Source organism: Flavobacterium sp. (assembly GCF_050696275.1).
In the GTDB taxonomy this organism is placed as follows: domain Bacteria; phylum Bacteroidota; class Bacteroidia; order Flavobacteriales; family Flavobacteriaceae; genus Flavobacterium.
This window is the reverse complement of record NZ_JBOGUT010000022.1, coordinates 1-14527: the sequence shown is the minus strand read 5'-3', so window position 1 is coordinate 14527 and position 14527 is coordinate 1. Positions and strand designations below refer to the sequence as shown.

Below are 14527 nucleotides of genomic sequence, written 5' to 3'. Positions count from 1 at the left end.
TATGAAACATTATACATCAGTAGACCATATAGAAGATTTGGATGAATTGCTGCTACTGGCAAAAAATATCAAATCGGACCCTTACACTAATCAGTCGCTTGGGAAAAACAAAACGCTTGGATTGCTATTTTTTAATCCGAGTTTGAGAACCAGATTGAGCACACAAAAAGCAGCGGCTAATTTGGGTATGAACTGTATTACCATGAATCTCAACAACGAAGGCTGGAGTCTGGAATTTGAAGACGGAGTTGTAATGAATGGCGATAAATCGGAACATATTAAAGAAGCAGCGCAAGTCATTTCTCAATATTGCGATATTATTGCCATCAGAAGCTTCCCTGGCTTAACCAATAAAGAAAAAGATGAGAAAGACTATGTTATCAATTCTTTTGTAAAATATACTTCTGTCCCTGTCATCAGTTTGGAAGGAGCTACAGAACATCCGCTACAGGCTCTCGCCGACATATTGACCATACAGGAATATAAAACAAAGAGAAAACCGAAAGTAGTATTAACCTGGGCGCCACATCCTAAAGCATTGCCCCATGCTGTGCCCAATTCTTTCGTAAAGATGATGCAACTGGCTGATGTCGATTTTGTCATCACGCATCCGCAAGGGTACGAACTCAATCCGGAAGTAACAAAAGGCAGTACCATCAGCCACAATCAGGAAGAAGCTTTCAAAGGTGCCGATTTTATCTATGCCAAAAACTGGAGCAATTACAACGATTATGGAAAAATTACCTCACAGGATGCATCATGGATGGTAACTACTGAAAAAATGGAATTGACAAACCATGCCAAATTTATGCATTGCCTTCCGGTGAGAAGAAATCAAATTGTAACCGATGCTGTTTTAGATGGTGAATCTTCTATTGTAATCCCACAGGCAAACAACAGAACTTATGCTGCCCAGGCGGTACTAACACAACTATTAAAAAATGGAAACAAATAAAAAGATAACACTCGTTAAAATTGGTGGAAACGTTATTGATGATACCGAAGCTTTAATCAATGTATTAATTGCTTTTTCAAAAATAGAAGGTCCTAAAATTTTAGTACACGGTGGTGGCAAAGAAGCCAGCCGTATTGCTGAAAAGCTAGGATTAGTCCCTCAAATGATTGACGGAAGAAGAATCACGGATGCTCCCATGCTGGACGTTGCTATTATGACCTATGCCGGTTTGCTAAACAAAAAGATTGTGGCGCAGTTAAATGCATCAGGAGTAACGGCTATTGGGTTTTCAGGTGCCGATGGAAATACAATTCTTTCTCAAAAAAGAAAAAATGCAGAAATCAATTTTGGTTTTGTAGGGGATGTTGTTTCGATCAATAGTGAACTGATTTACAAACTCATAGAGCAAGAAATTGTTCCTGTTTTCTGTGCCATTACACACGATGGAAAAGGACAGTTGCTAAACACAAATGCAGATACGATTACTTCTGAATTAGGCATTGCATTGTCCAAACACTATGACGTAAAAGTTATTTATTGCTTCGAAAAGCAAGGCGTTTTGATCAATACCGAAGATGAAAATTCCGTTATTTCTCAAATCAATCAGTCAAAATACAGAGATCTCCTTGCTATTGGGGCAATTCATTCCGGGATGATTCCAAAGCTGGATAATTGCTTTTATGCGCTCTCAAAAGGTGTGCAGCAAATTATCATCGGGCATCATTCCATTATTGGGCAATCGGATTCTATTTACACTTCTATTCAATTATGAAAACAACCACAACATTAACAACCGAAGCCATAACTTTATTAAAAAAACTCATTGAAACACCTTCTTTTTCAAGTGAAGAAAACCAAACAGCGCTTTTAATTGCCAACTGGTTTGACAAAAATAACATTCCCTTTAAAAGAAAAAACAATAATATCTGGGCTTACAACTATCATTTTGATACTTCAAAACCTACCTTATTGCTCAATTCGCATCATGATACTGTTAACCCTAATCAAGGTTACACATTGGATCCTTTTTCAGCCATCGAAGAAGAAGGAAAACTCTTTGGATTAGGTAGCAACGATGCAGGAGGTTGTCTGGTTTCTTTACTGGCTACCTTTACTTATTTCTATCAGCAGGAAAATCTGTCACATAATCTGGTAATAGTAGCTTCAGCAGAAGAAGAAAGCAGTGGGCCAAATGGTCTGAACAGTATATTGATGCATTTGCCTAAACTGGATTGTGCCATTGTGGGTGAACCAACAGAGATGCAATTGGCTATAGCCGAAAAAGGATTGTTGGTTTTAGATGTTGTTGTTTCAGGAACCGCCAGCCATGCAGCGCATACCAATCCAAATAATCCGATTTACAATGCTATGGAAGTTATTCATTGGTTTAAAACTTACGAATTCGAAAAAATCTCTGAAGTTTTGGGCCCGGTAAAAATGACTGTTACCCAAATCAATGCCGGTAAACAGCATAATGTAGTTCCTTCCGAATGCCATCTGGTTGTTGATATCCGTGTAAACGATTGTTATACCAATGAAGGAATCTTGGAGATTGTCAGCCAACATATAAACGCTACTATTCATCCGCGCTCGTTGCATCTTCGCTCCTCTTCTATCGATAAAAACCACCTTCTTGTGCAAAGCGGAAGAACGTTGGGAAGAACAACTTATGGTTCACCAACACTTTCCGACCAGTCTGTTTTAAGCTGCCAGTCATTGAAACTGGGACCAGGAAACTCATTGCGTTCGCATACTGCAGATGAATTTATTTACAGACATGAAATTGAGCAAGGAATTGAATTGTATGTCAAAATACTCACGGGCTTTTTACAGCAAGATGAAACAACAACTTCTCTTTAAAATATAAATACGAAAGAATATCGCTTCATGGCGATGCAAAATTCCATTAAAAATACAGTATATGAAACTATGGGAAAAAGGAATACCAACGGATCAGAAAATTGAACAGTTTACCGTTGGAAATGACAGGGAATTAGACACCGTTCTGGCAAGATACGATGTTTTGGGTTCCATTGGTCATGCCAAAATGCTGGCTAAAACCGGTCTGATAACAACACAGGAAACTGAGGATTTGGTTGAAGCATTGGAAACTATTCTGACAACTATTGAAACAGGTACATTTACAATTGAAAATACTTTTGAAGATGTACATTCCAAAATTGAATACCTGCTTATTGAGAAACTCGGAGATACTGGAAAGAAAATCCATACGGCACGTTCCAGAAACGATCAGGTGCTGGTTGATATGCACCTGTATCTGAAAGATGAAATTACAGTTATTAAGACCTTAACTGCAACTCTTTTTGAACTGTTGATGGAACTGGCGGAGAAAAACCAGCACGTCTTATTGCCTGGTTATACGCATTTGCAAGTCGCTATGCCGTCTTCCTTTGGACTGTGGTTTTCGGCATATGCAGAAAGCCTGATTGATGACATTACAATGTTAAATGCGGCATTCAAAATAGTCAATCAAAATCCACTGGGTTCAGCAGCCGGCTACGGAAGTTCTTTTCCTATTGACAGGACATTCACTACCGAAGCCTTGGGTTTTTCCACCTTAAAGTACAATGTAGTTGCAGCCCAAATGAGCCGTGGAAAATCAGAAAAAACAATGGCTTTTGCTATGAGCAGCCTTGCAGGAACTTTGTCAAAACTGGCAATGGACACTTGTTTGTACTTGAGCCAGAATTTCGATTTTATAGCGTTACCCAGTCATTTAACTACTGGTTCGAGCATTATGCCACACAAGAAAAATCCGGATATTTTTGAACTCATCAGAGGTAAATCAAATAAAATTCAAAGCCTTCCGTATGAATTAACGCTTCTCACAAACAACTTACCAAGCGGTTACCATAGGGATTATCAATTATTAAAAGAAAGCTTATTTCCTGCTATCAAAAGTTTAAAATCTTGTTTGGAAATGATGCATTATGCAATAAAAGATATGGTAATAAAAGAAACTATTTTTGACGATCCAAAATACAAATACTCTTTTACAGTAGATTCTATCAACGAAATGGTTGTGAGTGGTATTCCGTTTAGAGATGCTTATAAAATGGTTTCTGAACAACTTGAAAATGGAAAATTTAAAGTTCCGGAAGCAACAAAGCATACCCACGAAGGAAGTATCAACAATTTGTGTCTCGAAGAAATAAGACAAAAAATGACAGCATCTTATTGATAAAAAAGGCTGAATAACATCAGCCTTTTTCTATTTTACAAGAATTGTACTAAACAAAATTCAAGATATCTTCGGCTTGAATGTCGCTGTGGGATGCATTATAAACAGCCTTTCCATCCTTAATTACAATCAATTGAGGTGATTGATGCACTACTCCGAAACGTTCCGTAATTTCATTCGAAATGGATCGGTATTCCAATAAATCCAGAAAATATAATTTCATTTTATCAGCAGCAATATTGTATTCATTTTCAAACTGTTTCAAAGCCATTCTGCTGATGGCACAACGGGTACTGTGTTTAAAAATCAATATTGACTGTTCATTAGACTTGTCCGCCATATCATCCAATTGATCTAAATCGGTAACAGGTATCCATGCTACTTTTGAAATATTCTGATTTTCTTCAGTATTGTTAAATATTTTCTTTAAAAAACTCATTCTTTTTCTTTTTCAATTAATTGATATTGATTCTTCAAAATAGCACTATCCTCTTGTAAATGATGCTTTCCATGAACAAAATTAACTTTTCAAACCGGCTTTGGTTATTAAATTTAAAAACTAAAAGGGTCTGGAAAAAGATTTTTTACCAGAAAGTTCCTATTTTGTCTTATTTTCTGACATTTTGTCTTTATTTAATACTGAAAATCACGAAAAAACAGTCATTTTGACCGAAAATCATCATTGGAATACAAATTGTTCATTAACCTGCAAAGCTAAACAAATACGATTAACAATACTTAAAAGTAATTAACAATATGAACCTAAATAATTTAACAATCAAATCGCAGGAGTCCTTGCAAAAAGCCCAGCAAATTACGCAAGGCTTCGGCCAACAACTGGTAGAAAACGAACATATCTTCAAAGGAATATTGGAAGTAGATGATAATGTAGCACCCTTCATCCTAAAAAAACTGAACATCAACGTCGATCTGTTCAAACAAATACTGGACAAGACCATTCAAAACTTTCCAAAAGTTTCAGGTGGAGAAATGTTATTTTCCCGTGAGGCATCGACCATGCTGAATGATGCAAACAACATCGCAAAGAAAATGAATGATGAATATGTTTCTATAGAACATTTAATTCTGGCCATATTCAAATCCAAAAGCAAAGTAGCTCAGATTTTAAAAGATCAAGGTGTAACCGAGAAAAGCCTGCAGGCTGCTATCAATGAAATTCGTAAAGGAGAAAGAGTAACTTCTGCTTCAGCCGAAGAAACCTATAATGCACTAAATAAATACGCCAAAAACCTCAACGAATTAGCTAAAGAAGGCAAACTCGATCCTGTAATTGGCCGTGATGAGGAAATTCGTCGTGTGTTGCAGATTCTTACCCGAAGAACAAAAAACAACCCAATGCTTGTAGGTGAGCCCGGCGTAGGTAAAACAGCTATTGCCGAAGGTTTGGCACACCGTATTGTCGATGGAGACGTACCTGAAAATCTAAAAGACAAAGTCGTATACTCGCTTGATATGGGAGCGCTGATTGCCGGAGCAAAATACAAAGGAGAATTCGAAGAGCGCCTGAAATCAGTTGTGAAAGAAGTTACTTCTGCAGAAGGTGACATCGTACTTTTTATTGATGAAATCCATACTCTTGTTGGCGCAGGAGGTGGTGAAGGCGCTATGGATGCTGCAAATATCCTAAAACCAGCCTTGGCTCGTGGAGAACTGAGAGCTATAGGAGCCACGACTTTGGATGAATATCAAAAATATTTCGAAAAAGACAAAGCCTTAGAGCGTCGTTTCCAAAAAGTAAATGTAGACGAACCTGATACAGAAAGTGCTATTTCCATCCTTCGAGGTATTAAGGAGAAATACGAAACGCATCACAAAGTACGCATCAAAGACGACGCTATTATTGCTGCAGTAGAATTATCGCAACGCTATATCACAAATCGTTTCCTGCCGGATAAAGCTATTGACTTGATGGACGAAGCGGCTTCTAAATTGCGTATGGAAATCAATTCCAAACCGGAAGAATTAGATGTTTTGGACAGAAAAATTATGCAGCTGGAAATTGAAATCGAAGCAATTAAAAGAGAAAACGACGAGATCAAACTAAAATCTCTTGGTTTGGATTTAGCCAATCTCAAAGAAGAACGCAACGAAATCTACGCCCGCTGGAAATCGGAAAAAGACTTGGTCGACAACATACAATCGGTAAAACATCAGATTGAAGATTATAAGCTTGAAGCCGAACGCGCCGAACGAGATGGCGATTACGGAAAAGTAGCCGAAATCCGTTATGGAAAAATCAAAGAAGCGCAATCTACATTGGACACACTGCAGAAACAGTTGCAGGAGAACCAATCGGATAAATCTTTAATCAAAGAAGAAGTAACGCGTGAAGATATTGCCGAAGTCGTAGCCAAATGGACCGGAGTTCCAGTCATGAAAATGCTTCAGGGCGAAAGGGAAAAACTCTTGCGTCTGGAAGACGAGCTTCATAACAGAGTTGTAGGTCAGGAAGAAGCTATTGAAGCCATCAGCGATGCCGTACGACGTAGCCGGGCAGGATTACAGGATGCCAAAAAACCTATTGGTACCTTCCTTTTCCTTGGAACTACTGGTGTGGGTAAAACCGAATTGGCAAAAGCCTTGGCAGAATATTTATTTGATGATGAAAATGCCCTGACTCGTATTGACATGAGTGAATATCAGGAGCGTCACAGTGTAAGCCGCTTAGTAGGTGCTCCTCCGGGATATGTTGGTTATGATGAAGGAGGACAACTCACTGAAGCCGTGAGACGTAAACCGTATTCTGTTATCTTGTTAGATGAAATTGAAAAAGCACATCCTGATACTTTCAACATTCTGTTACAAGTTTTGGATGAAGGAAGATTAACCGACAATAAAGGAAGGTTAGCTGATTTTAAAAACACTATTATCATTATGACTTCCAATATGGGAAGCACTATTATACAAGAGAAATTCGAGAACTTAAAAGGAAGTGTCGAAGCCGCTACCGAAGCTGCTAAAGTCGAAGTGTTAGGTTTACTAAAACAAACCGTTCGTCCGGAATTCATCAACCGTATCGATGAAATTGTGATGTTTACACCGTTGAGCAACAGTAATATCAGGGAAATTGTAGGCTTACAGCTTAAAAATGTTATTAAAATGCTGGCATTGCAAAACATTACGATGGATGCCACTAAAGAAGCTGTTGATTATCTTGCGGAAAAAGGATACGATCCTCAATTCGGGGCAAGACCTGTAAAACGAGTTATTCAAAGAGAAGTTCTCAACCAGCTTTCCAAAGAAATTCTCTCAGGAAAAGTAACAACGGACAGTATTATTTTACTGGACAGTTTTGATGGTCAATTGGTTTTCAGGAATCAGACGCCTATCGATTCTGAGGTAAATCTCAAATAAAATCTAGTCTTTTCATATTTTTGTTTTTGGTTGGTACCTGGCAGGTTTTTCGGAATCTGCCAGGTATTTTTTTGTATACGGATATTGAATTACACTACTCCATTTTATACTTTTTCACTAACTTCAGAAAGATCTTGTATAATACGAATTCAAAAATCAATTGAAGAAATAAAACGAGCTTTTAATGCAAAATTGTGCTTTTTAATTTACTACTTTAGCCAACAACCTAAATCTGTTGCATTCTCTAAAAAACACCTTTGAAAGAGCTATTCTTCAACATTAAAAAATGCCTGTAAAAATTATATGAATTTATTTGAAAAACAATACCTCGAAGTAAAGGAATTACTTCAGTTTGACGATTATCCCCAGGTTATTAAGCGAATCATCGATTTTACTTTAGATACGGAAGATATCGCCTTCTACAAAAAAACTAATGATTTCCTGAATTGGCATGATACAAATACAGAAGCTCTTGCGGTTAAAGATCGTCTTACCTTACTTTTGGATGATTTACATACTGTATTGAGCCAAAAAGAAACCAAAATACACCAGACTGTTATAGCAATTGAAAACCTTAAGAAAGTATACAGTTCGCATTTTGCTTTGGGGCCAATCTCTTTAGACATCAAATCGGGAGAAATAATTGGTCTTGTTGGTGAAAACGGAAACGGGAAAACCACTTTATTACGCAGTATTTGTGGCGAATTGCATCCAACTTCAGGTCAGATAAAATACCATTTCCAATACGATGATTTGTACGATTTAAGAACGAAGCTGGTTTATATTCCACAGCGCACAGAAACATGGCGTGGCTCTATGTACAAAAATTTAGAATTTTCGGCGAGTTGCTACGGCTATTCTCCTGAAGAAAACAATTTAGTTGTCGATCTGATCATCACGCGTTTAGGATTACGAAAATTCAGAAATTACAATTGGAACGGATTATCCTCCGGTTACAAAATGCGTTTTGAGCTGGCCCGAATGTTACTAAGAAAGCCCCAGGTTTTATTGATTGATGAGCCATTAGCCAATCTGGACATCCTCGCACAACAAACCATTTTGGATGATTTCAGAAACATCGCCAACTCAGCTTTCAGACCCATTGCCATCGTATTGAGTTCACAACAATTGTATGAAGTTGAAAAAACTTCCAATCAGGTCGTTTTCTTAAAACAAGGCTCACAACGCAATCTAAAATCAGAAGAATCTCAGGAACATCACTTTATAGTCGAATTTGAAACCTCAGAAACCATCAGTGTTTTAAACCAGAAATTAGGAAAGCTCAATTTGATTTCCCTGGAACAAAACGGGGGAACATTAATTGCCACATTCCCTTTGGAAATTACCATTTCCGATTTTATGAAAACATTGATTGAAGAGCAAATTCAAATCAATTACCTGAGAAACATTACCCATTCTACCCGAAGATTTTTCGTCAAATAAAACAAGATTATGTTCAAAAATATACAAAAGCAATTATTATTAAAATACCCTTTACTCTGGAATACCCGGTTTATCCCAATGGTATGCATAGGGTTATTGATTAACCTACTCTATTTTTTTGTTGGTTATGCAGACGGAACAATCAATTTTAAAGAACGTTATGATTCGGATCTCGACTTTACGTTTTTCAGTTTCTGTTTCCTTATTTCTGTAATTATACTCATCCTTTGGCTGGTCAATTATTTTAAAAACAACTCTTTCAAATCTTTTTATCCAAAAAGTAAAAATGCGCTGTTTTTCGAATGGATCCAAATACTGGTTATTGTTATTTTACTTAGTGCCTTTTATTTTCCATTTGAATACGGAAGACAATTGCACAAAAGAAATTATATCGATGAAGAAACCGCCAGAAAAAGATGCGAAACCATCTCTAAAGCTGATTTTTTTATTGATGCAGGATTTGATGATCCGGAAATTGATTCGACAAATTCCGTATTTAGAGACACAGTAATCGATGGAACTCCGGTATATACTTCAACTGTATACAAAGATTATGTTAGGATTTTTGGCAAAAAATATTCACCAACTGCCTTAATCAACAGAAACACAGAAGGATTCAGTTTTACAAGCCATGAAGAAGATTCCTTGAGAGTAATAGCAGTCAGAAAACTATTAGCCGAAAACAAATCGCAGGAGGTAAAAAAAATCATGCAGGACTATCTTGCAATTATAAAAGAGCATCAGCTGGAAACTAATTTAACGCTTGACAAATGGTTTGAAATCACGTACAATTACCCAGAATTCAGCAAATATGAATTAATCAGCCGAAACAGTCCAACAGATGAGAATCCAGACATTTACACTACGGATTATAGTGATTATGAAACTGCTGTTGTAGACACCTCTGCAATTGCTATGGAAGCCACTGCCAGAAAATATTCTAAGTATTTTATTGAACGAAACACGCTTTTCCATAACTATAGTGAAGTGGCAAGAGCATTTACAAAATCTGTTTTCCAGCAGGAAGCCTTATTGGTCTTATTTTACATGGCCTTCGGATTGTCATTATTAATCCTTTCTTTTAGAGTAACTTCAGGTAAAAGCTGGCTGATTGCCGTTGTAGGATTGGGCATTATGAATATTATTTTTGGGATAATATCTGCTGCTTCATCGGAATCTTTGGTGTACAGCATACTGATGATTTTAAGTATTATCGTATTTTTCATTTATTTCATCAATATCAATATTCGTAAATCAGGCAAGAAATATTCGATGATAGTATTGAATCTGATTTTATGGCTGTTTGGCTCCTTAATTCCTCTTTGTTATTTAACCTATCAGGAATTGTACCTGAAATCCATCCGTCATTTAGGAGATTATTATTCTGACCCCTATTATCAGACTTTAACCTTCTATGCTATTGATATGCTTACGATTAACCTTATTATTGTTTTCATTTCTATGTTCTTCTTCACCAGGAACATCAGACATTGGAAAGGAATTTCGGAAGAATAACTTTATAACATACACCTGGCTGATTTAAAATCGACCAGGTGTTTTTATTTTTGATATAAAGGTTCATTCTGCTGATGTAAATGCCTATTTCACTTCTGTGAAAGCGTATTTCGTTCTGTGATTCCTTATTTTGCTTCTGTAATTATCTATTTCACTTCTGTGAAAGTATATTTCTATTCTGTAATTCCATATTTCACTTCTGTGAAAGCGTATTTCATTCTGTGATTTCTTATTTTGCTTCTGTAATTATCTATTTCACTTCTGTGAAAGTATATTTCGATTCTGTAATTACTTATTTTACTTCTGTACGATGCAGGCTTGATTTTTTTGTTACTTTTTTTATCAAGAAAAAAAGTAAAACCCTCAATCCAATTATTTTCCTATTTTTGGAATCCAAACCAAAAACCAAAAATGGAGACCTTTACCACCAGTCAAAAACTGAAACACCTTTTATCCTTTCCTGTTATCGTTGCCGCTTTAGGTTACTTTGTAGATATTTACGATTTATTGCTTTTCGGGATAGTGCGGGTTCCCAGTTTGAAAGACTTAGGTCTTAATGCAGATACGACCGGAACCATGATTCTTAATTCACAGATGATCGGTTTACTGATTGGCGGGATTCTCTGGGGCATTTTAGGTGATAAAAAAGGAAGGTTATCCGTATTGTTCGGTTCTATTTTAGTGTATTCATTAGCCAATATTGCCTGCGGCTTTTTACCGCAATTCCCTTTTGAAAACAAAGCCGTAGTATACGCCCTGCTTCGTTTCGTTGCAGGAATTGGCCTTGCCGGAGAATTGGGAGCCGGAATTACCTTAGTTTCCGAATCGTTGCCTAAACAATTGCGCGCCATCGGAACTTCCATTGTGGCTGGTTTCGGATTATTAGGTGCTGTCGTAGCACAGCTCACAGTAGAATTAGCCGGAGACTGGACCATTGCTTATTTTATTGGTGGCGGATTAGGTCTGTTACTATTACTGCTCCGCGTAAGTGTAGCTGAATCTGGGATCTTTAAGAGTATTGAGCATTCCAGAGCCATTCAAAAAGGAAATTTTCTTTCTTTTTTCACCCATAAAGAGCGTCTCATCAAATACCTGAAATGCATCGCCATCGGACTGCCTACCTGGTACTGCATCGGGATTCTGGCTGTTATGGCTAATCAGTTTGCACCAGTAATGGGGATTACTTCCATTACTCCCGGAAAAGCAATCATGTGGGCTTACGTTGGGATTTCTATTGGAGATTTTGCCAGCGGTTTTATTTCACATTGGCTCCGTTCACGAAAAAAAGCCATTTTATATATGATGCTGTTTACTTTGATTGGTATTATCCTGATGCTTTTCAGTGGGACAAAATCCGAAAACATGTATTATTTCTATTGTGGCTGGTTAGGTCTGGGAACTGGTTATTGGGCTATGTTTGTAACCGTTGGAGCAGAACAGTTCGGAACAAATATTCGAAGCACAGCTACTACTACAATTCCCAATATGGTCAGAGGTTTGGTTCCGGCAATGTTATACTTTTTTGACAGTTTAAAAATAAACAATGGTGTAATTATAGCTGCCTCGATAGTGGGATTTGTTGCTTTCTTATTGGGTATTTACTCCACGCTGACCATTGCTGAAACACACGATAAAGATTTGGAATTTATAGAATAAAAAAGAAAAAGCTTCCGGTTTAATGGAAGCTTTTTTTATCTAGCTTTTTAAAATCTCTCCATTAGGATTGACTATCAGCTTTTTAGTCTCTTTATCCTTTTTAATTTTGAGAGAATATTCTTTTTTGGTAACATCACCGTCTTCCTGTGTGTACAAAAATTTATCATTTACTATTTCCCATCCCGGAAATGCTTTATAAACAGAGTAAATAACAGCACTTGGCAATTTTACATTTTTATAAACTTCAACGACACTGATTAGCTTGCCGTTTTCATTATATGTTGCAGCCAAAGAACCTTTTTCAAGTTGCATTGTAACTAAATACAATTCATAACCTTCGTAATCCTTACCTAGATCATATGCTATAAAATTATCCTGAAGCTTTCTAACGGTAGAATCAGGATTCCTGTCTGGCAAGTAAACGGAAAAATCTTTACCTGCACTTTTAATAACTACTGCTGGCAACTCTTCAATATCGACATTGCCATTTGAACTACTGTTCGTTTTAGATTGAGAATAAGAAAATGTATTTACACCTAAAAAAAACAAAATAATAATTAATCTCATAATATTTGTTTTTAAATTAATATTGGAACATTTACTTCTTGAGGCTAAAAATCTATTGAAGGCATACTTTTACTTCCCCTTTTTGTTATTTAGATTTTTAAAAATAACTAGTCGTCAAAATTTTAGGTAGAATTACTGGGAGTTTTTTAAAGGATTTTTTAAGTCCTCATGTAAAATTAGTTTATATAGTTTATGCCGTCTGTTAATTCTTTCTATATCAAAAGTTAATTAAAAACGATATAATTAGTAAGAATCCGATAGCCGGAATTACAAAAAAAAACTTAATAAAATAAAAAATCCAACCTGAAACAGATTGGATTTATAGTAAGAAAGAAAACAATTATCCTTTATTAAAGTCAAAGTTTTGATTTCCCATCGAAAGCTTGAAGCCCGTTTTCTGATCGTTAAATTGAATATTTACTCCTTCGGCTTCCAAAGTAAATTTCCCATTTCCTTTATCTGCAAATGGTGCTCTTCCCTGTCCTTCTGCATGTACAATCAAATCATCATCTTCTTGTGTGATGTGAATTATAAAAGGAACCTGTTTGCTCGAATAATCTCCTAAATAAGCGTCATAAAGAATTACTTTCTCCACGCCGTTCTTTGCATTGGTCCATACATTATTCTCTGAATTCATATCAGGCAGTGCATGGTTAGGATCTAAAGTAATGCTTTCCAGCTCTTCAATCGAATTGTATTTGAATGTCCATGTTACATTACGTTCCCAAATTTCAACAGGAAGTACTGTTCTGGATACTGCACCACTTTTCGTCTTCACTTCAACTGTAACCGGCATAGGCATTTTTTGTAAATTTTCAATAGTGATTACAGCACCTTGTTTAGGGTCGTTTTTCACATATTTGACTTTGGTTATTGCCTGATCCAATTTCCAGTTATTGATAAACCAGCTTCTCCAAAACCAGTTCAAATCTTCCCCAGAAACATTTTCAATAGTTCTGAAGAAATCATCGGGAGCCGGGTGTTTAAAAGCCCATCTGGCAACATAAGTTCTGAAGGCTTTATCGAATCTTTCTTTTCCTAGCACTTGTTCACGCAACATAGTCAAACCGCAACCCGGTTTTTCATAACCTAAAATACCTAAATTGACTTCTTTTAAACCGTCAGGAGCAGTATAAACAGGTTCAATATCAGGATTGGTCAGCATTCCTGACATTTTGTGCATATCCTTCGCAGGATGTTTGTATTCTCCTTTATTGAAATCTTCTGCACTTAACGAATTGATAAAAGTATTAAATCCTTCGTCCATCCAGGCAAACAATCTTTCGTTTGACCCCACAATCATTGGGAACCAAATATGTCCAAATTCATGATCTGTTACACCCCATAAATTGTCTCCTTTGTCAGACCAATTACAAAATACAATACCCGGATATTCCATTCCGCCAACATTCCCGGCCACATTTGTTGCAGCAGGATAAGGATACTCGAACCAACGTTTAGAATAATTTTCAATAGATGCTTTTGTATATTCTGTAGAACGTCCCCAAGCATCATTACCGTTACTTTCCATCGGATAAGCCGAAATAGCCAATGATTTTTTACCGCTCGGCAAATTGATTCTGGCTGCGTCGATAATAAATGCAGCTGAAGATCCCCAAGAAGCGTCACGAGAGTTTTTAATTTTGAATTTCCATGTCAATGTTGATTTTCCTGTAGGACGTGAAGTAGCATTTGTCACTTCTTCCGCTGAACGGATGATAACTGTTTTATCACTTTGCTTCGCTTGTTCCCAACGCTTTTGCTGCTCAACAGTATATACTTCTGTCGGATTTAGGAGTTCTCCTGAACAAGTT

11 protein-coding genes are annotated in these 14527 nt (G+C 36.7%); 8 read left to right on the top strand and 3 right to left on the bottom strand.

What is annotated here, in order from left to right:
- Nucleotide 1 precedes the first annotated feature (1 nt).
- From ACRDEC_RS11815 to argH, 4 genes are all read left to right on the top strand, one after another.
- The gene (locus ACRDEC_RS11815; protein ID WP_431498555.1) at nucleotides 2-955 is read left to right on the top strand and encodes an N-acetylornithine carbamoyltransferase; all 954 of its coding nucleotides are present in this window, start codon (nucleotides 2-4) and stop codon (nucleotides 953-955) included.
- Nucleotides 942-1727, top strand: coding sequence for an acetylglutamate kinase (argB, locus tag ACRDEC_RS11810; RefSeq protein ID WP_431498554.1), 786 nt, complete (start codon nucleotides 942-944; stop codon nucleotides 1725-1727). The genes ACRDEC_RS11815 and argB overlap by 14 nt, the downstream gene beginning before the upstream one ends.
- A complete protein-coding gene (locus tag ACRDEC_RS11805; protein WP_431498553.1) occupies nucleotides 1724-2815 on the top strand; it encodes a M20 family metallo-hydrolase in 1092 nt (363 codons plus the stop codon). Before argB ends, ACRDEC_RS11805 begins: the two co-directional genes overlap by 4 nt.
- Before the next feature lie 61 nt (nucleotides 2816-2876).
- Nucleotides 2877-4157: an argininosuccinate lyase gene (gene argH / locus ACRDEC_RS11800; protein ID WP_431498552.1), complete on the top strand. Its 1281-nt coding sequence runs from the start codon at nucleotides 2877-2879 to the stop codon at nucleotides 4155-4157.
- A gap of 49 nt (nucleotides 4158-4206) precedes the next feature.
- Here argH and ytxJ read toward each other — a convergent pair whose 3' ends face one another.
- On the bottom strand, nucleotides 4207-4596 hold the full coding sequence (gene ytxJ, locus ACRDEC_RS11795; protein WP_431498551.1) for a bacillithiol system redox-active protein YtxJ: 390 nt from the start codon (nucleotides 4594-4596) through the stop codon (nucleotides 4207-4209).
- 317 nt (nucleotides 4597-4913) lie between these two features.
- Here ytxJ and clpB point away from each other — a divergent pair, with 317 nt between their 5' ends.
- From clpB to ACRDEC_RS11775, 4 genes are all read left to right on the top strand, one after another.
- A complete protein-coding gene (gene clpB, locus ACRDEC_RS11790; protein WP_431498550.1) occupies nucleotides 4914-7532 on the top strand; it encodes an ATP-dependent chaperone ClpB in 2619 nt (872 codons plus the stop codon).
- 303 nt (nucleotides 7533-7835) lie between these two features.
- The gene (locus ACRDEC_RS11785; protein WP_431498549.1) at nucleotides 7836-8975 is read left to right on the top strand and encodes an ABC transporter ATP-binding protein; all 1140 of its coding nucleotides are present in this window, start codon (nucleotides 7836-7838) and stop codon (nucleotides 8973-8975) included.
- 9 nt (nucleotides 8976-8984) lie between these two features.
- A complete protein-coding gene (locus ACRDEC_RS11780; protein ID WP_431498548.1) occupies nucleotides 8985-10490 on the top strand; it encodes a hypothetical protein in 1506 nt (501 codons plus the stop codon).
- A gap of 411 nt (nucleotides 10491-10901) precedes the next feature.
- A complete protein-coding gene (locus ACRDEC_RS11775) occupies nucleotides 10902-12146 on the top strand; it encodes an MFS transporter (RefSeq protein WP_431498547.1) in 1245 nt (414 codons plus the stop codon).
- A 39-nt stretch (nucleotides 12147-12185) separates the two neighbouring features.
- Here the strand turns inward: ACRDEC_RS11775 and ACRDEC_RS11770 are convergent, their stop codons facing one another.
- Together ACRDEC_RS11770 and ACRDEC_RS11765 are read right to left on the bottom strand one after the other, a co-directional pair.
- On the bottom strand, nucleotides 12186-12713 hold the full coding sequence (locus tag ACRDEC_RS11770; RefSeq protein WP_431498546.1) for a hypothetical protein: 528 nt from the start codon (nucleotides 12711-12713) through the stop codon (nucleotides 12186-12188).
- Between the two features lie 340 nt (nucleotides 12714-13053).
- Nucleotides 13054-14527 (bottom strand): M1 family aminopeptidase (locus ACRDEC_RS11765; protein WP_431498545.1); only part of this gene is annotated, 1474 nt, incomplete at its 5' end.

Coding starts and splice junctions, on each gene's coding strand:
- ACRDEC_RS11815 (WP_431498555.1), top strand. CDS start 2: ATGAAACATTATACATCAGTAGACCATATAGAAGATTTGGATGAATTG.
- argB (WP_431498554.1), top strand. CDS start 942: ATGGAAACAAATAAAAAGATAACACTCGTTAAAATTGGTGGAAACGTT.
- ACRDEC_RS11805 (WP_431498553.1), top strand. CDS start 1,724: ATGAAAACAACCACAACATTAACAACCGAAGCCATAACTTTATTAAAA.
- argH (WP_431498552.1), top strand. CDS start 2,877: ATGAAACTATGGGAAAAAGGAATACCAACGGATCAGAAAATTGAACAG.
- ytxJ (WP_431498551.1), bottom strand. CDS start 4,596: ATGAGTTTTTTAAAGAAAATATTTAACAATACTGAAGAAAATCAGAAT.
- clpB (WP_431498550.1), top strand. CDS start 4,914: ATGAACCTAAATAATTTAACAATCAAATCGCAGGAGTCCTTGCAAAAA.
- ACRDEC_RS11785 (WP_431498549.1), top strand. CDS start 7,836: ATGAATTTATTTGAAAAACAATACCTCGAAGTAAAGGAATTACTTCAG.
- ACRDEC_RS11780 (WP_431498548.1), top strand. CDS start 8,985: ATGTTCAAAAATATACAAAAGCAATTATTATTAAAATACCCTTTACTC.
- ACRDEC_RS11775 (WP_431498547.1), top strand. CDS start 10,902: ATGGAGACCTTTACCACCAGTCAAAAACTGAAACACCTTTTATCCTTT.
- ACRDEC_RS11770 (WP_431498546.1), bottom strand. CDS start 12,713: ATGAGATTAATTATTATTTTGTTTTTTTTAGGTGTAAATACATTTTCT.